Origin of the sequence: Lysinibacillus sp. CNPSo 3705 (genome assembly GCF_028674935.1) — a bacterium.
GTDB lineage: Bacteria > Bacillota > Bacilli > Bacillales_A > Planococcaceae > Lysinibacillus.
The window spans coordinates 17,570-41,402 of the sequence record NZ_JAQZSD010000014.1 but is presented as its reverse complement, the minus strand read 5'-3'; the positions used below and the strand labels follow the sequence as shown (position 1 = coordinate 41,402).

The 23,833-nt window shown below is 35.0% G+C and carries 23 protein-coding genes and 1 pseudogene; 4 read left to right on the top strand and 20 right to left on the bottom strand.

Annotated features, from left to right (window positions below):
• Positions 1–174 precede the first annotated feature (174 nt).
• The 5 genes from PVA17_RS08300 to PVA17_RS08280 all read right to left on the bottom strand — a co-directional run bounded on the left by PVA17_RS08300 (position 175) and on the right by PVA17_RS08280 (position 3,097).
• Positions 175–798 carry a DJ-1/PfpI family protein gene (locus tag PVA17_RS08300; protein ID WP_274067415.1) on the bottom strand — a complete coding sequence of 208 codons (624 nt, stop codon included), beginning with the start codon at positions 796–798 and terminating at the stop codon, positions 175–177.
• A 416-nt stretch (positions 799–1,214) separates the two neighbouring features.
• A complete protein-coding gene (locus PVA17_RS08295) occupies positions 1,215–1,430 on the bottom strand; it encodes a hypothetical protein (protein WP_132358601.1) in 216 nt (71 codons plus the stop codon).
• 172 nt (positions 1,431–1,602) lie between these two features.
• Complete coding sequence (locus tag PVA17_RS08290; RefSeq protein ID WP_274067414.1) at positions 1,603–2,133, bottom strand: GNAT family N-acetyltransferase; 531 nt, start codon at positions 2,131–2,133, stop codon at positions 1,603–1,605.
• 107 nt (positions 2,134–2,240) lie between these two features.
• Positions 2,241–2,879: a GNAT family N-acetyltransferase gene (locus PVA17_RS08285; protein WP_274067413.1), complete on the bottom strand. Its 639-nt coding sequence runs from the start codon at positions 2,877–2,879 to the stop codon at positions 2,241–2,243.
• The gene (locus tag PVA17_RS08280; protein ID WP_274067412.1) at positions 2,855–3,097 is read right to left on the bottom strand and encodes a hypothetical protein; all 243 of its coding nucleotides are present in this window, start codon (positions 3,095–3,097) and stop codon (positions 2,855–2,857) included. Before PVA17_RS08280 ends, PVA17_RS08285 begins: the two co-directional genes overlap by 25 nt.
• Before the next feature lie 439 nt (positions 3,098–3,536).
• On the opposite strand from PVA17_RS08280, the gene PVA17_RS08275 reads away from it, so the two are divergent.
• Positions 3,537–4,709: a multidrug effflux MFS transporter gene (locus tag PVA17_RS08275; RefSeq protein WP_274067411.1), complete on the top strand. Its 1,173-nt coding sequence runs from the start codon at positions 3,537–3,539 to the stop codon at positions 4,707–4,709.
• A 77-nt stretch (positions 4,710–4,786) separates the two neighbouring features.
• Here the strand turns inward: PVA17_RS08275 and PVA17_RS08270 are convergent, their stop codons facing one another.
• The 3 genes from PVA17_RS08270 to PVA17_RS08260 form a co-directional block, all read right to left on the bottom strand.
• Positions 4,787–5,293 carry a hypothetical protein gene (locus PVA17_RS08270; protein ID WP_132358607.1) on the bottom strand — a complete coding sequence of 169 codons (507 nt, stop codon included), beginning with the start codon at positions 5,291–5,293 and terminating at the stop codon, positions 4,787–4,789.
• 397 nt (positions 5,294–5,690) lie between these two features.
• Positions 5,691–6,134: a GNAT family N-acetyltransferase gene (locus tag PVA17_RS08265; RefSeq protein WP_274067410.1), complete on the bottom strand. Its 444-nt coding sequence runs from the start codon at positions 6,132–6,134 to the stop codon at positions 5,691–5,693.
• 24 nt (positions 6,135–6,158) lie between these two features.
• On the bottom strand, positions 6,159–6,476 hold the full coding sequence (locus PVA17_RS08260; protein WP_053482762.1) for a MazG nucleotide pyrophosphohydrolase domain-containing protein: 318 nt from the start codon (positions 6,474–6,476) through the stop codon (positions 6,159–6,161).
• Between the two features lie 141 nt (positions 6,477–6,617).
• Between PVA17_RS08260 and PVA17_RS08255 the strand changes: the two genes are divergently transcribed.
• Positions 6,618–7,193, top strand: coding sequence for an LOG family protein (locus PVA17_RS08255; protein WP_132358713.1), 576 nt, complete (start codon positions 6,618–6,620; stop codon positions 7,191–7,193).
• Positions 7,194–7,519: 326 nt separating this feature from the next.
• Here PVA17_RS08255 and PVA17_RS08250 read toward each other — a convergent pair whose 3' ends face one another.
• A complete protein-coding gene (locus PVA17_RS08250; protein WP_274067409.1) occupies positions 7,520–8,170 on the bottom strand; it encodes a DUF4085 family protein in 651 nt (216 codons plus the stop codon).
• A gap of 125 nt (positions 8,171–8,295) precedes the next feature.
• The gene (locus tag PVA17_RS08245) at positions 8,296–8,484 is read right to left on the bottom strand and encodes a transmembrane Fragile-X-F protein (protein ID WP_132358613.1); all 189 of its coding nucleotides are present in this window, start codon (positions 8,482–8,484) and stop codon (positions 8,296–8,298) included.
• 521 nt (positions 8,485–9,005) lie between these two features.
• On the opposite strand from PVA17_RS08245, the gene PVA17_RS08240 reads away from it, so the two are divergent.
• The gene (locus PVA17_RS08240; protein WP_274067408.1) at positions 9,006–10,151 is read left to right on the top strand and encodes a hypothetical protein; all 1,146 of its coding nucleotides are present in this window, start codon (positions 9,006–9,008) and stop codon (positions 10,149–10,151) included.
• A gap of 557 nt (positions 10,152–10,708) precedes the next feature.
• Positions 10,709–10,954, top strand: coding sequence for a YkuS family protein (locus PVA17_RS08235; RefSeq protein ID WP_274067407.1), 246 nt, complete (start codon positions 10,709–10,711; stop codon positions 10,952–10,954).
• Between the two features lie 199 nt (positions 10,955–11,153).
• Here the strand turns inward: PVA17_RS08235 and PVA17_RS08230 are convergent, their stop codons facing one another.
• The 10 genes and pseudogenes from PVA17_RS08230 to PVA17_RS25535 all read right to left on the bottom strand — a co-directional run.
• Positions 11,154–11,378 (bottom strand): chorismate-binding protein, encoded by a 225-nt coding sequence (locus PVA17_RS08230; protein WP_274067449.1) that lies wholly within the window; start codon positions 11,376–11,378, stop codon positions 11,154–11,156.
• A gap of 186 nt (positions 11,379–11,564) precedes the next feature.
• Positions 11,565–12,338, bottom strand: coding sequence for a thioesterase II family protein (locus PVA17_RS08225; RefSeq protein ID WP_274067406.1), 774 nt, complete (start codon positions 12,336–12,338; stop codon positions 11,565–11,567).
• Positions 12,329–13,411: a Gfo/Idh/MocA family oxidoreductase gene (locus PVA17_RS08220; protein ID WP_274067405.1), complete on the bottom strand. Its 1,083-nt coding sequence runs from the start codon at positions 13,409–13,411 to the stop codon at positions 12,329–12,331. The genes PVA17_RS08225 and PVA17_RS08220 overlap by 10 nt, the downstream gene beginning before the upstream one ends.
• Positions 13,408–14,529 (bottom strand): saccharopine dehydrogenase NADP-binding domain-containing protein, encoded by a 1,122-nt coding sequence (locus tag PVA17_RS08215; RefSeq protein WP_274067404.1) that lies wholly within the window; start codon positions 14,527–14,529, stop codon positions 13,408–13,410. Before PVA17_RS08215 ends, PVA17_RS08220 begins: the two co-directional genes overlap by 4 nt.
• Entirely contained in the window at positions 14,513–20,026 is a 5,514-nt protein-coding gene (locus PVA17_RS08210) for a non-ribosomal peptide synthetase (RefSeq protein ID WP_274067403.1), read from the bottom strand. Before PVA17_RS08210 ends, PVA17_RS08215 begins: the two co-directional genes overlap by 17 nt.
• A 1-nt stretch (position 20,027) precedes the next feature.
• A complete protein-coding gene (locus tag PVA17_RS08205) occupies positions 20,028–21,065 on the bottom strand; it encodes a methyltransferase (protein ID WP_274067402.1) in 1,038 nt (345 codons plus the stop codon).
• A gap of 14 nt (positions 21,066–21,079) precedes the next feature.
• A complete protein-coding gene (locus tag PVA17_RS08200; protein ID WP_274067401.1) occupies positions 21,080–21,841 on the bottom strand; it encodes an ABC transporter permease in 762 nt (253 codons plus the stop codon).
• On the bottom strand, positions 21,825–22,580 hold the full coding sequence (locus PVA17_RS08195; RefSeq protein WP_132358636.1) for an ABC transporter ATP-binding protein: 756 nt from the start codon (positions 22,578–22,580) through the stop codon (positions 21,825–21,827). Before PVA17_RS08195 ends, PVA17_RS08200 begins: the two co-directional genes overlap by 17 nt.
• 15 nt (positions 22,581–22,595) lie before the next feature.
• Complete coding sequence (locus PVA17_RS08190) at positions 22,596–23,564, bottom strand: ABC transporter substrate-binding protein (RefSeq protein WP_132358638.1); 969 nt, start codon at positions 23,562–23,564, stop codon at positions 22,596–22,598.
• Positions 23,561–23,779: pseudogene (locus tag PVA17_RS25535) on the bottom strand (phosphopantetheine-binding protein); the annotation flags it as partial. The gene PVA17_RS08190 and the pseudogene PVA17_RS25535, both read right to left, overlap by 4 nt.
• Between the last annotated feature and the right edge of the window lie 54 nt (positions 23,780–23,833).

Below are 23,833 nucleotides of genomic sequence, written 5' to 3'. Positions count from 1 at the left end.
ACATAAGTAAAATCAATGTTAATTATCAATTTTCATAAATTAATCTTATTACCGAAGTTTCCATTTTGATTTTTGAAAGTACTTAAATTTTTTTAGTAGTAGATTGTAGTACAACAATTGGGATACAGTTCGAAGGTATAAAGAGAGCCTTTTTGTTTAGATGACACAGTTATATTAAAGTGCAAATTCAATAGTTTTAGCTGTTCGCTTCGCTACAGATTTCCCCATAATTCGCTCAACAAGATATAAAGCCATATTAATTCCTGATGAAACCCCTCCAGAAGTTATGAGGTTACTATCATGAATAACTTTGCTTTCTGATACTACTTGAATCTCAGGGTATTTTTCTTGTAAATTTTTTAATGCTAAATGATGAGTAGTTGCTTTTTTGCCGTTTAATAATCCAGTACTGCCCAAAATATACGCACCCGTGCAAACTGAGCATATGTATTCACTATTTTTATGTTTGATAATCCACTCTTTAATTTTTTGGTTTTTAATCATAGATTGAACAGCTCTTAAAGGTCCTCCTGGTATAATTAGAATATCTAGTTCAGGGCTAATGTCAAAACTAAAGTCAGGTTCTACTTTTATTCCTGAATGCGTTTTTATTTGCTCCCCTGTTTCTGAAATGGTAAATATTTCAAATGGTTTCGTAGGTAATAATTCTTTTTTATAAAGAGTTAAGGTTTCCTCGACTTTATTCTTAGTTGTTAGTGCTAATACTTCTGCTGGTCCTGTAAAATCTAAAACATCTACATAATCATAAAGTAAAATTCCGACTCTTTTTGATTTCATTTAATACACCCCTTCGTAAAAATCCATCATAATCAGTACTTTAATTGTAACATAATAATCCAATTCACCTTATTTGTTATACCAATTTTGTAATTTAAAGTAAAAATGTTATTAGATTTGTTGCGTATCGTGTTGTAGCCAATACATAATAACTCCCAATATAGCGTTTGAGTTATATGCTAACTTTCCTTCAGTGAAGTCCTTTGAAACTCTGCAGCAATTTCATTATGCTGAATTGCTGTTTATAAGTATTTTAGTATTACTTCTAATAGTAGTAAAACGTAGTTCCTATAAGGAAGACGTTGTTTCACCAGAAGGATTTTGATCTAATATGAAGGAGGGGGAAGTTTAATAATCGTTTGAAATAACAAAAAAACTCACGCATTTATTTATTGCATGAGTTTTTTTACTTTTATCTATTCAATATCTACAGATTGGATAATGTTTAGCTCAAGGATTCGAATTTCCTTATTTAGCTTAGCAATGGCTGCTTCTATTTGTTCAAAGCGTTCTAAATAATTTTTACTGGCATTGTGCGTAGGTAGCGTTTCTTTTAACGCTGCTTGCCCCGCATATAAAATTTCAAGTAAATCCAACTTTTCAAAATAAGCTGTGCTATATTGTATTCCCATTTCACAAAGCCCCTTACTGTTACTTTTTCACCACTAATAAAAATCCTAGCCTTTACTAGCACTATAACCGAAAAAAGCAAATGCAAAACTGTATCTTAGTTATCATTTATTAACCAATAAAAGGTATATAACAATGCCTTACCTATATTTCCATGGTTAATAGAAAACATACTTATCTATTTTTTAATATAGAATAGACAAATGTATCGTGCGCCTGACCATTTTGATACATATAATCTCGAAGAATTCCTTCCTTTTGAAAGCCCACTTTAGTTAGCAGCTTATTCGAGGCTTCATTTTCTATAAATACAACAGCACCTATACGGGTAAGACCCATATGCTCAAAGCCATACGACACAATTTCGGTAACCGCTTCTTGTGTATATCCTTTTCTCCAATAATCAGGATGAATTTCATAACCGATCTCTGCCCGTCTATGGCTAGGCGACCAAGCGTTATAACCAATTGTGCCGATTATACCTTTTGTTTCCTTTCTTTCAATCCCCCACCTTATCCCTCTTTTTTCAGCAAAGTTCTTTGAAAATAATTTCACTAAACTTTGTGCTTGCTGTAAATCAATAAATGGCTCTTGTCCATAATAGCGAGTGACTTCTTTATGAGAAAAGCAATTAAATACACCCTCCGCATCATCCTGCGTTAATTCTCTTAAAATAAGTCTTGCTGTCTCTAAATTAGGAAACATTCATTCTCCCCCTTTATTATCATCTATTCTCCACACTTCTAGTAAAATCCTTTAAAAACAAAAAAAGCACACCCAATAGAAAGTGTGCTCACTTTGTTAAAGTGATGTTAGCCAAAAATTTGTGCGGCTATAGTAAATAGCGTATTATTTCTAGTCGGCATTTCCTCTGCATGAAGAATCATAACTGGAGGTCTATTTACCTCTGTAAAACCATTTTGCTCTAACCACTTTATCATTTCAGCATGTCCAGATGGTACATCCATTCTTAATTTTCCATGATGGTCTTTCGCTAAAGTATTAATGATGAGACTAGCTGTTATAGAATCAGGTGCTATGATTGGGCCTAACATTAGATTTATCGGACCTTGAACGGACAACCCAAAGCCAATAATATTTGTTTGATGATCTCTCACAACGATACAATGCTTAGCTTGTTTTATCCTATTCCGTAAAAAATTACTTCTTTTATCTCCAAAGGCGACCGCATCTAAGCGGACAATTTCAGCAAAATCACTCTCATTATAATCTTCAATCGTATACTCATTAGAAGCTATGTTATGTGCACCGCTATAATTGTCAGCCAGATATTTATGCACATAATCTACAGTTGTAAAGCCTAGTTTCTTATATAATGGTTCTCCGTCTTTCGTTGCGACGAGCATAATAGCTGTATGTTGGGAAACACTTTCAATACATTTTTGAGTAACTAATTTCCCTAGGCCTAGTCCTCTGTAATTTGCATGCACAATGACCAAGCTAAATTTGTATCATATGTCATAATGGCAGCACTTGAAACAATTTTCCCTTCAGCATTTTTGTGCCCAAATATTTTACCTGACATCATCACCGTTTTAATTTCGGATTCATCATAATCCCACCCGACAGAGTTAGAAAGATCCATTAATCCAGGAATATCATTTGCATCGAATAATACTAACTGTAACTGTTTATGAGATGTAGTCATTTAATCCCCCTATAAGAACGTTTGTTTCTATTTTATACAAGTTTTATAATGTGTACAAGTAATTTTTTGAAAGTTTAGATTTATCATTAAAATTTGGTGATGACCATTTGCATTTTTATTACGTTCATTCGAAGTGAAGACTGGAGCGTAAAAAACACCTATTGACACAATGAAAACGCTCTACCGGAATGGAAATGAAACCATGCTTTCGGTAATTAAACCAAACTATTAAAGTTATTCATAATTTTTCTATATATGCCTTTTAAAAATAGCAAAAATCTTTATAATTGTAACTAGAACTATGCACTCCTACTTTAAGCATATTTAGGTGATTGAAAATGACATCTTATGAACGAATACTTATTATGGTCCCGCCGTTTCCCTAGCTACGTCTACTCTTTGCTAAAGAAGTAGATTTTGCTTGTAGGAGGGCAATAAGTTGAAAAAACATGTAGCACCATCTTTACTATTAATGATTGTTCTTGTAGCTTTTCCACAGATTAGCGAGACAATCTATTCACCATCACTACCTGATCTTTCAGACGCTTTGAATGCTTCAAATCGCTCTGTACAGTTAACCTTAAGTATTTATTTTATAGGGTTTGCTTTTGGGGTTTTTTATTGGGGATGGATTTCTGACTTTATTGGACGAAGACCGGCCATGCTAGGCGGTTTAATTTTTTATAGTATTGGTAGTTTCATGTGTTTTTACGCAGAAACTATTACTTTTCTATTAGTTAGTAGATTTATACAAGCCTTTGGGGCGGCGACAGGCTCGATAATAACGCAAACTATCTTGCGTGAAAGCGTATCTGGTAGTAAGAGACATGCTATGTTTGCGCAAATTTCTGCGGTGATTGCCTTTACCCCTGCAGTAGGGCCGCTGATTGGTGGCTGGGTCGATCAAGCCTTTGGTTTTAGAGCCGTTTTTTTTGTGCTCGTTGCAATGAGTATTTTGTTGTTTATTTACACTTATTTTAGACTTCCAGAAACAACAGATACATCAATGAGAAAAAAAATTGCTATTTTCCCAGTTGTAAAACGTATTATTTCATCTCCACGGGTACTTGCCTTTGGATTGCTAATTGGTGGGATAAATGGCGTGCTATTCAGTTACTATGCCGAAGCACCCTTTATTTTTATTGATCATTTCAATTTATCACCAGGACTTTATGGATTTCTTGGTATAATTGTGGCGCTTGCCTCTATTATTGGTGCCATGATTTCCAAAAGACTTGTCAGTAGCTATCAGCCAGAGAAAGTAATTCATCTCGGTTGCTCTGTGATGGCTATCGGCGCTTTATTGCTACTAATCGTTAGTTCTTTCCCATTACCTAATATTGTCTTACTAGTGGGCATTTTAGTAACCATTTTTATTACCTTATTAGGATCAGGAATTGCTCTACCTAATTGCTTAAGCCTTGCACTTGTTAACTTTCAGGACGTTATCGGGACAGCTGGCGCAATTTTCAGCTTAGGCTATTACTTACTTGTAAGTTTAATAACATCAGGTATGAGTTTCCTGCATAATGGTTCGTTGTTGATTATGCCACTCTATTTTTTCACTCTATCGATGATACTATTTTTATTCGGAAGAAAATTTATTGTTTAAAATATTGTAGCGGGAATATATAAACAATAGCACTTCATTTATCGGCCACCCTATTTTATATAAGGGTGGCTGCCTCTTTACTGAAAATAATAATTGACGACTTCTTCAGCAGAATGAAAGATAATATTACTTTGGGTTTTATAAATAAACTTAGGTGAAGTACAAGCTTTTTCAAGACTTTTTGCGTACTTTAATGTATCTGTCATTTGCTCAATAATTTCAGAGTAGCCATCAAGATTATTGGAGATTTTCGGCATCATTATATCGGAAACATCCAAAACAATGGAAACTTGATCCTCTGCATAATTATTTAAATTGATGAAAAAGCACTCCTCTAAATCTTTCGAATGCTTGTCAACATTAATAACTGCTTCACTATATTTTGCGATTAGTCCAGTAGATGTCTCTGTAATTGTAAATCCTTGTTCGGTTAGTTTTTTATTAATGGCATCTAAAAAAGTATTGACTTCCTCATCCATTTTAGGCGTTACAGTTGTCTGGATTAAATGATCACAATTTTGATGAATGGTATCAATTTCTGCCTGATTATCAACGAGTAATTTAAAGTTTGATATCGAGTACACACTAAATCTCCCCTTTATTATAAGTTTGACATTAGGGCGTTTTTTTAGACATTTTTTAGCCATATATTTTTAGGCTGTTTTCAAAAAGATTGTTGCTGTTAAAACATAAAAACAGAGTTAATCTACAAGATATGTAAAATTAACTCTGTTTTTATGTTTGCTATTTCTTAAAGAATATTTAAAACCCCTAAATAAAGAATGTTATTCATTGTTTCGTTTTATCATTGGTATACGATCCTTATCTAATGGGTGATTCCCCCGCATATCCACTCGTTGTCTATTCTGATGCGATTACGGGAACTAAAAAACTTATTGAATTGCTTAGTTATGATTTGCGGATAAATAAGGATATAACAAAAGGCTGTCACAAAGAGCTAAACAGACAGCCTTTTTAAACTTAAAGTAGATGTTTAACCATTGTATAATAGCTACTTCCGGGCGGATAATCTTTTATTTCCCCAACAACTTGATAACCTCTCGCTTCATAAAACGTACGTGCTTGAAAGTCATATGTAGTTAATAATGCCTTCGTAGCACCCATTTGCTTGGCCGTTTCTTCAGCTTTGGCCAGTAGCTGTCCACCAATACCTTTTCCACGGTATTCTTTACTAAACCAAAATTTATTGATTTCAACCCAACCCCAATAAACCTCAGCTGTGATGCCGCCTATCCATTGCTGTTGATGATCAGTAACGATTAGGTTTAACGAACGAATAGAACCCTTTTGTCTACTTTCTTTATGATACGGTGAATGTTCATCGTTATACTCTTTTAATTTTGTATTTAAAAACGTAGTAAAGTCATCGTGATTTTCTAATAAAATCTCAATTTGATAATCCATATAAATCCCCCTTCTATATGTATTCTATGCTTTATAACGCTCCATTAGCTTTTCCTGATGCGCTGAAAAAATTTCTTCCAGTGAAATATCATATTTATTTGCTATAACAATAATATTCCCTAAAACATCTCCAAGCTCCTCTACTAATTCTTGCTTATTTTCTTCATATGATTGAATCTTTTCATCTGGTCTATCTCTACCAATCTCTAACGCTCGTATAGCTCTCGCCACTTCTCCAGTTTCTTCAGCTAGAAAACCAATACGCGTAAAAATGCTTAAATCAGACCAACCACGAGTATCATAGTAATCCTTTAGCCATTTTTGAAACTCATTTAATTCCATTTCTATTTCCTCCATTTCTTTCCTCTTGAATTTAAATTATACTATAAAAGTGAAACGTGAATTAGGGGGCTTTTTCATCCCCCGCTAAAGTTCACTGCCCGTTATTGCGGAAATATACTTAACAGATATGGGGGAACAATGATGGATAGTATTGCAGTATTTTGCGGATCAAGCATCGGTGCATCAGAAGCATATAAAGAAGGAGCTATTCTTCTAGGAAAAGAATTAGCAAAACGTAATATTACCTTAATTTATGGCGGTGCGAGTGTAGGTATGATGGGAACAGTTGCAGACACGGTACTTCGTGAAGGCGGCAAGGTGATCGGGGTTATTCCGACATTGTTAGAGGAACGAGAAATTTCTCATAAGCATTTAACAGAGCTAATAGTCGTCAATTCTATGCATGAACGCAAAAGCAAAATGATGGAACTTGCTGATGGCTTTATCGCTTTACCCGGAGGCCCTGGTACGTTAGAAGAATTTTTTGAAGTATTCACTTGGAATCAAATCGGCCTTCTGCAAAAGCCTTGTGGACTTTTAAATATCAATCATTATTATGATTTACTCATTGGGTTATTTGACCATATGCAAAACGAACAATTTTTACAAGCCCAATATCGAAATGCCCTACTTGTAGATGAAGACGTTGAGGGACTATTAGATAAATGTGCAGCTTATGCTCCCCCTGCAGTTAAAACGTATCAAACGAATAAATAGGATATTGGATTGAATTTAATAAACATTCTTCTCTTACAGAAAACAGCTGAAATCTATGAAATCAGCTGTTTTTCATTTGTCTATGAGATTTAAATAAAATATGATCTTTCTACACAATGGGCCGTTGATTTCCGTACCGACTGAGTGCTTTCCTGGAGGCGTCCGATAAACCACTTTTGTTGCGTAGCTTCGCTTTCGCACAGATTTCTCCAGGGTATCAGCTGTGACGCTAATCCCAAGGAGTCACTCAGCCTCACTCCAATCAACAAATCCACATAGCATGGATCTATTGGTTACAAATGCTTCCGTTGTATATATATCACAGTCTATAGTGTCTCAATCTTTAATTCCCTAGCCTGTATCATTAATTCACAAAGTGGACAGTCAAATAAAACGTGTAATTCAAACCCTGTTTTAGTTTTATAGATTTCATCATATAGCCACCAAGAACCTTCTAATTGTTCTGGAACCGAACATATCTCTATATCACTAAAAGTTAGTTTTACATTTGTGTCGTACCAACCTACACTTGTTCCAGCTATCATAAGTGTAATTGAAGTTTCAGTGGAGGAGAAAGATAATACTTCTCCATCATGTAATGATTTTGTATGTATTTCAAGAACTTGAGATGGTAGCTGCTCTTTTATTTCTTCAAATTGTTGTAAATACTGTTTACGTATATCTCGACTACGACTTTGATAATTTTCATTCCACTCTTCAGCCATTTTTCTTAATTCTCGAGATGGATATTCTGTTTTTAGAGAACCCTCTAAAATATATGGATGAAATGGCGCCGGAAGAAACGTTAATAAATCATTTTTTCGCCATTCCAACTCTGCTTGTAACATTTCAATATAGCTTGTCCCATCTTCGTTTTTCCAATTTAAACCATCTTCCCAATCTTCTTTAGAGTCAGGAAAAGTTAAAAAACCATAGACTTGCATTTCGCGATACCAATTTTTAGTGAAATATTTCACTTAAAAATCCCCTTTCTCTTACTGATCTTTATCTTGTTTTTTCTTCTAGATGAAAAAATGGAAAAACTAAATCAAAAATTCCGCTTGAATCATTCAAATGCGTACGTTTTATTTAAAACTCCATTCTACATCTCTTTTCGTTTTTTCACTGCCACTACCGCTATCATAACCATTACTAACTTCATCACCAAAATTAATGCGTAAATGCTAAAGGATATAATCGCTGGCAAAAGCACTAACGACCAAGACCATGCGATAACATCCGTGAGCTTTAATACTATAAAGACGATTGTTAATACTTCAGCGATTCCCATATTCTCACCACCATACACCCGATTTTCATCATTCTGAATTTAGTCAAGTCTCAAACTTTATTGTTATACAACTATTTAAGCACTTTACCTACAATATTTGAACTTTTTGGATCATCACCAAAACGTGTGGTTGATTTCTGTTCCGATTGGGCGCTTTATCCCTGACGCTTCGCTTTCGCATAGAGCAAAGCTTCCTAGGGGTGTCTGATGGACATCCGCTGCGCTGTAGGGTCTCGGGCCAACACGATGTTGGTCACGAAGACGTTATCACAGGATGTGATGCTTTTAGCCTTCGTTCCTCTATTGCTGATCCCCGAGGAGTCGGCCAGTCGGAACGAAGGTCAACTATTTACATAGTAAACGTTTTAACAAAAGTCATCCACAACTTTTGGTAATGAACCAACTTTTTAACAACATAGAATGTTTTAAAATTTTTTAAAAAATAATGAACCTTTTCGTCTGGAAATACGTCTAAATATTGGAAACGTTAGTTCCAGAGTAAATAAAAGGGAGAATTGATTATGAAAAAACCGATTAAAAAAACTTGGATGATTGCTTCAGCACTAACAATAGGAATGGCTGTTCTGACACCACTTCAAGCAGGAGCTACTGCAGTAGAACCAACAAATGGTGTTACTGTTCAAATCGAACAACAAATTACAGGAACGATTAAAGGCATCTACGGGGATGGCATTGATCTAAAAGGCAGAGATGGTAAAAACTACTATATCAGCTTTTATAAATTTTCGAATGAACAACTTGAAAAAATGAACTTTGTAGAAGGTCAAGAAATCACTGTTGAAGGTAGCGTAGCAGAGGATTATTCAGATTTCGACACATTCGAAGCTTATAAAAAAGAATTGCCTAAAGAGGTGACGAAAGAAGAGCTAACAAAATTAGAAAAATTATTTAATGAAAAGAAAAAGCTGGAAAAAGAATTGTCAAATGACATGACAGAAGAAGAAATCGACAAGAAATTTGAAGAAATTGATAAAATATATAAAGAAATGGGTAAAATCACAAAACCATATATTTTAGCTAAGTGGCAACCTCAAACATTTGAAGAGTATATGGCAGATTTCGAATTTAGTGAAAAAAATATAGTTTTTGAAGAAAATGATAATAAAAAACTTAAAAGTATTTACGAAGAATGGGTAAAACTTGAAAAAGATGGTCAAGAGGAAAAGGCAGTCGAAAAAATGGATGAGTTTTATACAATTCTTCATCCGTATTATGAAAAACTTTATCCAACTCCAACATTTGAAGAATTCATAGAAAAATTTGAGTTAGATATCCCAGCTGAATCTTTAGCAAAATTAAAAGATATTTATGATAAGGCTCAAAAAGCAGAAAAAGATGACAATGCTGATTTGTATGAAAAACTATGGGAGGATTTCTATTACATCATGGATCAATTCATAACGCCTCCAACATTTGAAGAATACATGGCTGATTATGAATTCAAAATTAGTGAAGCGGATAGCAAGCAATTAAAACAGCTTTATGAAGAAATCTTAAAGTTAGATAAAAAAGAAGACAAAGCAAAAATTGAAGAGAAATGGGAAGCATTTAATAATATTTTAGAACCATATTTCATAGCAAATAAAGAAATACTAATTACTGCTTCTAAAGTAACAATTAACGGCCAAGAATATACTCCACAATAAGAAAAAGAATTGAGGTGTCTCAACAATCATTTAGGATGATTGTTGGGATTCCTCTTTTGTTGATTCCATAATAGTATTTCAAGATTTTCGGATCATCACCAAAACGTGTGGTTGATTTCCGTTCCGACTAGGTGCTTTGTTGCTGCCGCTACGTTAGCACTACCCTTTCGCACAGAAAACATCCGCTGCGCTATCCTGACGCTGTGATCTGACCCCCGAGGAGTCGCCCAGTCTCCACTCTAAACAACTATTTACATAGTAGACGTTTTAACAAAAGTCATCCACAACTTTTGCTGATGTACCAGTTTTTTCAAAGTCTACGATCTTTTACAGAAAAAAATATAAGTAGATCTTCCATTTGTCCATCCTCCGATATAAGTCCCCTCCTCTTTTAAGTTGTACTTCAGTATATATAATTGCTAATATCATTTCGTTGCAGTGGAAAATGAATTTCACTAATTTCCCGCCATTAAATTAATTATGTATAACAAAAAAATGAATTAAGTGAATAATTAGCAAGCCTATTTGACACATTACATATAGGAGGTGGAAGAGTAATGTCTAAAATAATTGGTGTGGAACAATCGTTAACAAACGTTGAAGGCGCTTTAAAGGCAAAAGGTTATGAAGTTATTCAACTTCGTACTGAAGAAGATGCGAAAAAATGTGATGCCTGCGTAATCACTGGGCAAGACAGAGATATTATGGGAATTAGTGATCCTATCATGGCAGGACCTGTTATTGACGCTGATGGTCTTTCTGCTGACGAAGTACTTCAACGTGTCGATAAATATTTCCACTAATAAATGATTAGGTGCTGTCGCTATAGCTTTGTTGACTATAGAGCAGCACCTTTTACTATTTATGTGATTAAAGAATGCTCATTAGCCCAGGTCTTTAATAATTTCTATGCTTGGATTCTTACAAATTTTATCTATTCTTTTTCATAAGCTCTTACTGTAAAAAAATCTTGTTGTGCTTTTTTAGAATACTTTCTTTGCATCATTTTAATTCTCTTTTAGCCCCATTGCATCTATCAGCATCTTTCACCTCATTAAAGGTTTGTTTACGTGAACCCGCTAATGGATTGATTGTAACAATATTCCCTTCCTTTTTCACTAGTAACTCTGGACTTGCTCCAATTAAATTTTGTAAGTGGCCCGTTTCAATTGAAAAAATATAACCCTGTTTATTTTTGTGCATCAAGTTTGTTAGCCATGAAGAGATCTGTGGATCACAAAAAACGTGTGCTTGCTAAGAAAAATATTGAGGTAGTTAAATGGGTAAATGTAGACAAACCCTGGGCAAATTGGTAAGGATGTATTACAGCTTTTACAGGTTCAATAATTACTTTATATGAATACAAAACGGGGGTATCTCTAATTTTAAGATACCCTCATTTTAAAATTTTTTTTACTTAATACAAATCTTAGAAGAACTCTGTATACAATTCTGCTCTAAACTCTTATAATAATCCTGTTTATTTTCATATGGGAAAAAGTGACTTCCCGAAAACTCTTTCAAATTAAAAGAATTTGTCGTGACATTTCCCCAATTTTTCGTACTACTTGCTGGTGCGTCTGGATCATTAGTTCCGCAATGAGCAACAATCGGACCATGAAATAATTCATTACGATAATCAAAAGACTCATTCAAACGATAATCATTTTTCACCATTGGTAAAATATGTTGTAAAACTTCTTTATTTTCCAATAACTCTTTCGGTGTACCTCCTACTCGTATTAATTCTTTAACTAATTCACTATCATCCATATATGTTTGATAGTCATCAGGGAAATGATCTTGAGGTGCATGGCGACCTGCTACTATTAATAAATTCACTTTTTTCTTATATTTTTCTTCTAGTAAACAGGCTGTTTTAAAAGCAAGAATAGCTCCCATGCTATGACCATAAAAATATATTCGCGTTTGGTTTGTTACTCTGTTAATTGCTTCTGCAATTTGTGGCATCACATGAAGATAATCTGTAATATATTGTTCTTTTATTCTTGTTGATTTACCAGGTAGCTCTATCGGAAATACAGCTAAGTTCTGCTCCCATGTTTTCCAATTTCTAAAGGAGGCGGCACTACCTCCTGCATGATGGAAGCAGAAAAGCTTATTACAATGTTCATAATCTAAGTCGTCCACAAAAGGGAACCATTTTTTAACATCCATCATACCCATTCTTCATCCTCCTTCAAATCCTTCATTCTTAATGGTTCGCGTTCCTGTATGCAAACTTTTTGAGATGGCCCTATTTTTTTACCAATATCATTCCACAATTTACAAGCTGTTAAATAATATTGTGTTGTTTGATTAAAGTAAGAACGACTCCAAATATCTTCATAAAATGTTAGAAGCGAGCGTTCAACGCTTTTAGGCCATACCTTTTTATATAAATCTTCAAAGCTATTGTTTTGTGCTGTAAAAACAATCTCCTCCACTGGATAGCTTAAAAAATTATTGTCTATTCTATTATTTAATATAGCCGATTCGTTTAATGACGAACTCATACACGGCATCCAATGTACTGAACCGTGCGTGTCCGGTAAATATAATGTTCCTCTATTCGTTCCCAATGTCACTCTGTGCAATAAATAAATGCTACTTTCTGGATTAGCTAAGTCCATTTGATTGAAAACACGTAATGTCACAGGGGTATCCCGTAATTGTCCAGATAGCATATAAAAAGGATCATGCTCTGTAGGAATATTAACTGGTGTAAGTATACAGGTTTGTAAACTACCAAGGGCTTGCCCTATAATATCTAGCATTGGAAAAAGTACTTGGATACTACAAGCCGCCTCTAAATAAATAATATCACTAACTTCTCTTAATGTTTTCGCGGTTTGTATAAAGGAATGTACAGCATCGACATTTGGATAAAAACTATTTAAGTGATATTTACAATTACCTACTTTCGCACTTTTAATTAACTTTACATAGTCAGCTTCATGAACAGGATGCTCCTGTATAACATGTATGCCTTTCTCTAAAAATGCTTGTGCTATGCTTGTCCCTTCTCCACCCACGATCGTTGATTTAACAACAACGCATGCAACATCCACCTGCTCATTTGTTATAGCTTCTACAGTTGTATAAAGTGGAACATTCAATGTATTGGCGAGTTCTTGCGACTGTTTACTACCCCTAGATAAAATACCTACAAGCTTATAATGAGATGGTAAATTTAAGATTGCTTGCAAATAATACGCACCGAATCTCGTACCACAAACGACTACTCTTAATGGCCTCATAAAATCCCTACCTCCAAGCCTGCATGATTTTCTGTCTGTGAAGTAATGATGAAATCCTCTATTACACGCTGTTCATGTAATTCTCGCATGACATTACTTGGATTCAATATGTCGTAAGCCCAATAAACCCTATTTTCCTGAACGATCCCTTCTATGATGGCTTCTACTGATAGCGCACAAATAATGCCACTAATTGTAAAGCTATTTTGACAAAGTAATTGAGCTTGTCGTCGTATCGATTGTCCCTTATATTTCCCAATCATCTCTATGACGAGTGTGTACCATGTTTGTCGAACAGGGTAAAGGATAAGTTTTTCCATCAGATCATCTACAATTTGATGTAAATGTTCAGGCGTATTTTTCATTGCTAATTGTATACATGCCTGTTGTAATAATGAAAAAACAGCTTTATTTGGATAAATATTATGCCAATGTGCTTCTTTTATATGTAGCTTTTTTGCAAGAAGAATTGTTTCATTTGTTAGATAACTTTGAGCATAGACTGTATTTTCCTCACCATTAATTGTCACATTTATTTTTTCTGTCTGTGCTATATCACGTACTATTTTTTCATCCTTATAAAAGGCATTCGCTGTACCAAAACCATAGATAGAGCTAAGCATTATATCAGCTGCTGCGCCTTTACTATACACTTCTTCTCCTCCTGCATAACCGCTTATTTTATCTATTTGATCGAATCCTTCTTGAGCTAATAGGCGGGGAAGAATCCCCGATAAACCGGGATAACTTCCTGCTGAGAGAATCATTATATTAGTTAGCTCCTGCTGCATAAATTTCTTCTCCAATAAATCTGCCCCAAATGCATCGACATAATGAGCTCCAGCTTTTATGGCAGCTTGCGCCACTCTATCAATAATGCTATACGAGGGGCCTGCACAATTTAACACGATTGTACAACCTGCACAAAATGTCTCTAGCGCTATTTGGTCATATATATCTACCTGCATATATTCCATAAATTTGTCTAATTGAGAATGTTCTTTATGCTCACTTCTACTCCCACAGCGTAATGGATATTTATCTTTTAAATATCGTACAGCCGCTTGTCCAACAGCCCCATTGTAGCCAATAATTCCTATTTTAAATTGATGGTTCATGGCTTACTCCTTTAAGCAGCAATTTAGCAGTCTCTTTCACATTAGGCTCCTGCAAACACGTAATATGATTACCATTTATAGGAATGATATTTAAATGACCAAATATAATATCTCTCCAAAATTCTTCGTTTCTTGTACTCATTACTGGTAAAAAGGACGATGTTTTATCAATACAACTAAATGCAACTACGTCTCCCATGAAAGGCTCGGTTCCATACGATACAACACCTTTAAAGCTTTGACAGAAGATTTGATATAGCGTTACCATTCGTTGCTTTTGAAAAGCTGAAATATCACCTTGCAAAGCTGGAACGGTAGTATATAAATCTACTAATCTCTGTTTAGGAGACTTGCCAGCAAGCTTTTGATAACATTGTGCAATTGGTGCAAACTCTCCGGTTAGATTACATAAATCTTCAATTGTAATGGTATTCGCTTCTTTTTTGATTAAATCATGTAGTGCTTTTTTAAGTAATTCATCCTCGACATCGTGACCACTTTTTACAAGATCAGCGCCTATTAATAAACCAAATGTTCTTTCCATTAATAGATCATTTCGAAGCTTTGCATCACAAGGCGTAGTATCTATTGTAATGACTGGTTCAACTTGAACACCTTCTGCAAGTAACACCTTTGCCGTTTCAACAGCAATAAGCCCTCCCATACAGTACCCTATTAATTCAATGTTTGAAGCGTTTAGCTTTAACAATTGTTGCGCATATTTTTGCCCTAAATTTTGAATAAGTGTTTCAGGTGTATAGGCTAAATAATCTTCTTCATCACCAAAAATAAATCCTGCTATCGTGTCTTTGCGGTTAGGTTCATCTATTAAATAAGGGAGCAATTGATTGTAAGGTGTAAGTGTTCCCGTTCCATCGTGGAATAGTACTTTTATTTTTCTGCCAACCTCTCCTTCAGCTAATATAACGAAAGATGTTTTCGTATCTGAGGCAGTTTCATCCTGCATTGTTTGATGATTTTCAAGCGAGTGACTTATCTTTTCTGCAATTTCTGCAATCGTCGGTGTTTGTAAAATCTCTACCATTAATTGATCCCACTCCCAATGCTCCACTTCTGAAAGTGTATCTCTCATTGCTGCCACAACTTGTGCAACTAGTAATGAATCGCCACCTGCTTGATAGAAGTTTTCATTGCGCCAAATACTTTCTCTATTTAGTGCTTTCGCCCAAATTTCTGCGATTCTGTTCTCTAAGTCACCTTGCGGAGATTCACCGGATTGTGCAATAAATGGATTGGATGCTTCTAGTCGACTTTGTAATGCACCTCGATCCACTTTGCCGTTTTCAGATAACGGTAGTTCACGAAGCACTTCAATATGCGCTGGTATCATATATTTTGGTAGTTGTCTTTCTAAATATTGCTGAACCTCACTCGCATAAAGTCTCTTACGTTCACCTATAAATTGACCGACAAATACTGCCTGATTTGCAGCGGCTAATGGATCATTTTTTGTAGGATATACACCGGCTATCTCCACCTCTGTTGCTGCAAATAACTCGTGCCACTGTTCACGATTGAAAAATACTTGATCATTGTTTTTTCTAAAGTCTTCAAAATCATTTAGACCAGCATGAAATTCCATTGATGTAAGAAGTGAATAGTTTTCCCCAGTCGTATCTGCTACTATTAACGCTCCTCCTTCAACTGTCATTTCCTTAAAGGTTTGTAACACTTGTGGAGCTTTCTTAGCGTTGTGTAAAACATTATTACATAAAATCAAATCAAAGGAAGATGCTTGAATTCCTTGAGACCAATAGGATTGATTGATATCATACAAACCATATGTAACCCACTTATAAGGTTCAAACGATTTTCGCGCTTCATTTAAAAAGAATTGTGATAAATCTGTAAAAACATATTCTACATTTTTATGATTTAATGTTGGTATTAACTCTAAACTTACACCGCCTACGCCAGCTCCTACCTCTAAAATTCGGAACGTTTTCTCTGGATTAGCCTTTCTAAATTCATCTACAATTGTATGGACAGCTTGAATTGTAACTTCATTTAATGAACGACTAATTAGGTTGTCTTTATATGCCGCTAAAGCAATATCAAAGCTTCCTTTAGGGAAAAATAAATCTAATGAATCAATATCCCCGCGAAGTAAACCTAAAAGATGCTTACTTGAATCTTCAAAGTAATCCACAAGTTTTTTTCCATACTGCATTTTTTCTTCAATGTCTCTCCATTTTAGCCAAGAGATTTCTGATGCATTGTGTGGTAAATCTTTATTGACTAGATAATAGTTTGACGTTGCTGGATTTTGCTTTATAAGATTTTCTTTACATAAAACATTCAGCCATCTTCTTAGTAGCTGATGGTAGTATGGATGTACTTTGACTATTTGCTGAATTTCACTTATAGAAAATTCTCGATCATCTATAAAAATATCTAAGTCTTGGAATGTTTTCATAATATCTAGTACGGCTGTCCAATTTGAAATTGTAGACCATTGTGCAAATAACTCTCGATCTACATTATGGGTCGCATGATCTCCAGCGTTTTTAACTACAGTTGTTAATCTTTCTGAAGAAACCAATGTTTTTATTTCATTTGCATTTTTCCTTGCTTGCACGAATGCTGAAATGTTAAATTCTTTACTTGCCAAATCTTTACTTGCAATAACCGCTGCATGCTCTATCAGCTGCATACGTTGTATAGAACTTTCAATTTCACTTAACTCAATACGATGCCCATTAATTTTTACTTGAGTATCCTCTCTCCCTAAAAACTCAATCACACCATCTGGTAGCAATCTCCCTATATCTCCAGTTGCATATAAACGTTCTCCAGTGTAAGGATGGACAATAAATTTCGCTGTAGTATTTTTTTCATCCTGTAGGTAACCGGTGGCAAGCCCCTCTCCCCCAATATATAAATCACCAATTGTCCAATCAGGGCATGACTCTAGCTCCTTATTCAACACATAAAAATATTGATTTGCTAATGGCTTACCATAAGGAATACTGTTCTTATAGGTAGTATTTATATCTATTGGATAATAAATAGACCAGATTGCTGCTTCTGTTGCTCCACCAAGGCTGATAAATTTCGCTTGTTCAAAATAATGTGCCATTTGTTTTGGTAATGTAACAGGTATCCAATCTCCAGATAAAAATACTAAACGTAATTTTTTATGAAGAGTTGTTGTCGCATCCTGCATGTATGCATGAAGAAGTTGCAATTGGGCTGGTACTGAATTCCAAATAGTGGCTTGATGAGATGTTAAAAGCTCCAACCAATGTTTTGGATCTTTAAGACGTTTATGCTCTGGTAATATAACACTACCACCAACACTTAATAATCCAAAAATATCGTATACCGATAAATCAAAAGCTAAATTGGCAATTGCTAAAACTCGATCATGCTCTGTTACTTGGAAACGATGATTCATATCCATTATTGTATTTAGTACTGCCCTATGACTAACAATAACGCCTTTCGCTTTTCCTGTACTGCCAGACGTATGAATAATATAAGCTGGCTGTTCTACATCTAGACGTACAGGAATTAACTGTGCTTCTAAAGCAGTGTTTAATTGCTCGACTTCAATAAAGGAAAGAGATTCTTGTTCGTATAAATCACTATGGCTAGCATGACCTAAAATAAAAGTGGTTTGTGATTCACTTATAATATTTTTTTTACGAGTAATCGGTTGCTCAATATCTAAAGGTAAATACACGCCACCTGCTGTTAATGTTCCTATTACAGCAGCAATTTGCCAAATACCCTTCTGTAAGTCAATTGCTACAAAATCTCCTTGCCGCACACCTTTATTAATCAATGCCTGTTGAATGGCATAAACATAACGACCGAGCTCCTCATATGTAAAATATTTACCATCTGCGTAAATAGCTATATTTTTAGCATATTGTGTAATTGCATCTAGCACATTGTCATAGAGTAACCCCTTAGGTAAATCAATCGTTGTTTTATTTACTTCATTTCTAATCTTTTGCATTGCTAAAGGTAAACCTAATAATTGACGTTCTGTCCATGCTGTTTCGTGAGTTGCAAGTTTTGTTAAGTGATCTACAAAAAATTGAAAGGCTGAATCGATTAGCCCACTTGGAAAAATACCTTCACGTACATCCCAATTTATTAATATTCCATCCGGTTGTTCAGATACTTGACAATCAATCCATACTTGAGGTGTTTGACTAATTTTATATGCTAATTTCAACTTAGGCTCATTTTCAGACATATGACTATTCGCGTTTGCACCTAATGTACTTGTATAAACTACCGGTATCATAACATCACGATTACGATGTCGCTTTAATTCACGCAATACTTCAATTCCTGAAAAATCGCGATACTCTAAGTCTGTCCAAAGCTGCTGTTGTATTTCAGCCGCATGCTCATAAAATGCTCTATCTCTTTTTGCATGTATTTCTAACAGATTGATGGTCGTAAAATCTCCAATTACATCATTAATTTGAGCATGAATATTAGGTCGATTAAGCATCGTTATATTCATACAAAAGTGAGATTGTTTTGACCATAAGCCAATAATTTCAGCAAAAGCTGTTAAAATAATACTGGAAGGAGTTAGCCGATGATCCTTTGCCTTCTGACTTAAAAATTGCCATTTATGATTAGGTAACAGGAAATTAAATTGTTCAAAACGAATTGTATTCCTATCAATTTTGTCGCTTTGAACGGGTAACTCTGGCGCCTCTGGGAAAGTCTCTAAACGACTAGTCCAATAATTTTTAGCTTTTTCATTGGCAATCGAGCGATCACGTTGTTCATATTGTTGTATCATGACATCTCTAAATTGAATATCTAAAGCTGGTAATGGAGTATTTTCTGTATAGTAATAGTGTTCTAATTCTGCTATTAATACATTGATACTGACAAAGTCAGCAATTAACATATCAATAGATAGATGAATAACACTTTGATTTTTTTGCTGTGTAAGGACTAGGTCATACAACGGCCATTTATCAGGAGCATATTGCTTAACAGATAACTCATTTCTTACATGTAATAATCGTTGATTGGCTACTTCAGGTACTTCATCTGATAAATCAATAACTTGTATAGTTGGGAGCTCTACGTTTTTTAATACTTGCTGATAACCTTCCTGATGCACTATCGCACGGAGCATATCATGTCGCTTTATGACTTGGTGCCATGCCTTTTCAAGCCGTGTAGGATCAAAAAAAGTGCCAACTAGTTCTGCATATACTTTACAACCTATTCCTCCATAACGATAATTGTTGCTTCTACCTACTAAATAGGCTGATTGAATATCAGTAAGCGGAAAGGAATCATAGCGTTTTTCAGTATCATGAATAATTGATTGTTGTTCCTTCTGTAAATAATCAAGGAGTTGTTCTTTATATTCTTTCAATCGCTCTTTACGTTCATTTGTAAGTACACCAGTTGGAGCCTTAAAATGTAATTTTCCATCTTCTACCCAAAAGTTCACTCCCAGCTCGCTATACTCCTCTAATAATTTTTTCATTTTATAATATTCCCTCCTGATATTCGAAGTCCTTTTTCACAACTTCTATTAGATAGTCATCTTCTTTTAATGAATAAAGTGCTTTGATCGTTAATCCACTTTGATGAAATAGCGCCTCAAATTGGGATTGTGTTCTTTCCTTACCTCCACACATCGTCCAAATATTTAAATCAGTCATATATAAATGCGAGGCATTTCCTTCAATAACCTCTGGTAATAATTTTTCAATGATAGTTAGTGTAGAATTTTCGCCCATACTTTGAGCGATATTACGTAAAATTGTGATTGCTGCTTCATCCTCCCAATCATGGAGGATTCGCGATAAAATATAGAGATCACCCATTTTAGGTACCTCTTGAAAAAAGTCTCCTGCCTGAAATGAACATCGACTGTTGATGCCGTAAAGCTCCAATTTTCCTTCTGCCTTTTGTTGTACATGTTGCAGATCTATTACAATCCCTTGAGCATTGCGGTAAAATTCCAAAAATTTCGCAATTATCTCTCCAGATCCTCCACCCACATCGATAATTTTTTTGATGCAGTACCAATCTTTTTTTTCTGCAAAATATGCTTCTAATTGAAGCCGTTCACTTGTTTTACTCATCATCTTATTAAACACTTCAAATTTTTCATTTTGCTGTACTTGCGCTTGAAAATAAGACTGTTGTTCTACTAATTGATAAGGGATTTTCTTCGTTTTCATCGCTTCATAAAGCTTCGACCAATAAGGCATTGCCTGTCTGCCTGTGAATAATAAAAAATCCTTTAATGAATCACTTGCTTGTCCTGATAATTTCTCCCCTAAAGGAAGTAATTTAAAATAATTATTTTCTTCCTCCATATATTTCAAAGCTACTAATGGTCGCATAAAACGAAAGAGCATTTCTTCGTCAAGCGCTAATTCCTGTGCCAATAACATTACATGCTTTCGTTCATCGAATATGGCATCAAATATTCCTAATTCACAAGCTGTATATAGCAAATAAGAAGTAGAAAAGCCTTGAATCGTTGAACGTATCATACTTTCTTGTATATCCATAGTTAATCTCCTTATTAATTACTGTTGCTATCTGCCATCAATTTATACCATCTACAAATAGTATTCTCTACGATATTAATAAGGGCATATAGCCCTCCTCCTAATAAAGCTAGCCCTATTACACCTGCATACATAGCTAAGTAATCTCTACTATCCATTCGATTTAAAATGTAATAACCTAATCCACTAAATGATGCAAAGGTTTCAGCTATAAATAGGATTGCTAATGCTGTTCCTAATGAAGCTCGCAAGGAAGTCATTACGCTCGGTAAGCAATAGGGTAGTGTCAAATGGCTCAGTGTTTGTAGTTTTGTAGCGTTCAATGATTGAATAACTTGTTTCTGAGCATAAGGAATTCCTTTTGCGGCATCACGAATTACTACTACCAATTGAAAATAAAGAACAAAGGCAATTAACATGATTTTTGGGACATCCCCTAATCCAAATAGCACGAGAATAATTGGTAAAAAAACAACCTTTGGGATAGGGTAAAGCACATATAATAAAGGACTTAATAAAAGATCTATCTTTTTATTCCACCCCATAAGTAAACCTGTAGGAATCGCGAAAAAGAGAGCACAGATTATACCGATACCTACTCGATAACTACTTATGAAAAAATGCTGTGTTAATTCACCACTAATTACTACTGTTAAAAATGATTGTCCCGCTTCAAAAGGTTTAGGTAAAAAAGCTTTATTCAATGAGATGCTAGATAGATGCCATAATAAAATAATGATAATGGTAGCGATGACTATACTATATGTCTTCTTCACACGGCTCTCCCTTTAGTAATTGTTTAATTCGTTGTTGACGATACATGAAAGCAGGATTACGTCGCCCCTCTATCTGATAATCATTCTCAATGATACCTGCAATTGTTTTTCCATTCGCGTGAAAGACGACGATGCGATCGCTCATCATCAACGCTTCATCAATGTTATGTGTCACAAATAGTAGCGTTAAATTTCTTTCATGACGTATTTTCTGCAATGTTAGTATTAATTGCTCCTTCGTTAAAATATCTAACGCTGAAAATGGCTCGTCCATTAACAAAACTTTTGGCTTTTGGATTAAAGCTCTCCCTATTGCAACCCTTTGCTGCTGTCCCCCGGATAGTTGAAAAGGATATCTGTACTGCTGATTGTGAATATTCAATTGTGATAAAATAAATTGTGTCTCTTTTTCCCGTTCCTGCTTAGGTCGTTTGGCAAGCTTTAAAGGGAGAACTATATTATCTTTCACCCTTTTCCATGGGAACAGGCCGTAATTTTGAAAAATAATCGCTATCTCCTGCTGTGGTCCTTTCAATTCTTTTCCATCAAAATAAACGGTTCCATTACTCGGTTTTTCCAAACCAGCTACAATTTTTAATAAAGAGGATTTCCCACTACCAGAAACACCAACAATAGCTACACATTCACCAGAAGATATTTGAAGGTTAATGTTTTGCAGGACATTAACCGTACCTGAAGCTGTCTTGTACGCTAAGTCAACATGCTGAATTCTATACACGACATATCCCCCTTTTTATTGTTCTTCCAATGACGTTTCTACTAGATCTTCATATGGAAAAGCTTTGTCCAATAATCCTCTAGAAACTAACCAATCAGATATACGCTCGACATTTTCTTGTGCTGGCACACAATTAGGAGTAAAAACTGGAACTGCATAATGCCCTTTTAAAGCTTCCGGTACGTTTGCCACTTTTAGAGCAAGTTCAAAGTATTTTTCTGGATGCTGATTTAACTGTTTAATCGCTTCGTTGTAAGCTCTTAGGAAGTTTTCAATCACAACTCTATTTTCTGTTATGTTTTTTTGTGTCATAACGATGACTGATTGTGAAAAGTTCTCTCCAAGTGTTGTATCATCAATGACAATATTTGCACCTTGTGCAACAGCATAGCTTGCCAATGGCTCAGGTAATATAGCCGCTTGCGCTTCTTTTCCAGCTAATACTGTATCTACACGTAATGAAAGATTCGGAAGATGAATTTTCGCTATTTCAGAAGAATCTAGTTTCAAATGTCGTTCATATTGCTCCATTAAATAATCCATCATTGTATTCTCAGAGATCATGACAGATTGCCCTACTAGCTGCTTCGGTTCAACAATAGAGCTATGTGGAGAAGAAACGACTAAAAATCTTCCTTCCTTCTCAGTCGCACCTAATGCTAATGCAATCGTTTTAACATCAATGCCCCCCTTTTTTATTAAATTTTGAACGATCATATCAGTCATCATGCCATCTAGCTCACCAGCCTCCATCGCCTTCGCTTGATCAGAGGCACTGCCAAACTCTATAAGCTCAACATCAGCACCATATTTTTGGAAAAGCTGATCCTTCACTGCAACATAAAGAGGCAGACTATCATCGATACGCAACACACCTATTTTTAGTGAAGAATGCTTGGTCATTTTTGTATCTTCACTACACCCACTTATGAAAGCTAAAATGACAATCATAAAAATTATTCGAGAAAGGTGATATTGTCTCATAGAGCACCTTCCTCCATAGTGACATTGTTTTCCTCAACGAATGCTGCTAGTTGTTCAAGACGTGAATGAGTGAATAATGTTTGAATAGAAAGCGCTATACTAAATTTCTCCTTTATTTTTCCGATGATTTGAATGGCCATTAAAGAATTACCTCCACATGCGAAGAAATCATCATCAATTCCAGGATGAGAATAAGACAATATTTCTTCCCAAATTTTCGCTATTTCTTTTTGCATCTCTGTAAAAGGCTCTCTATATTCAGATGACTC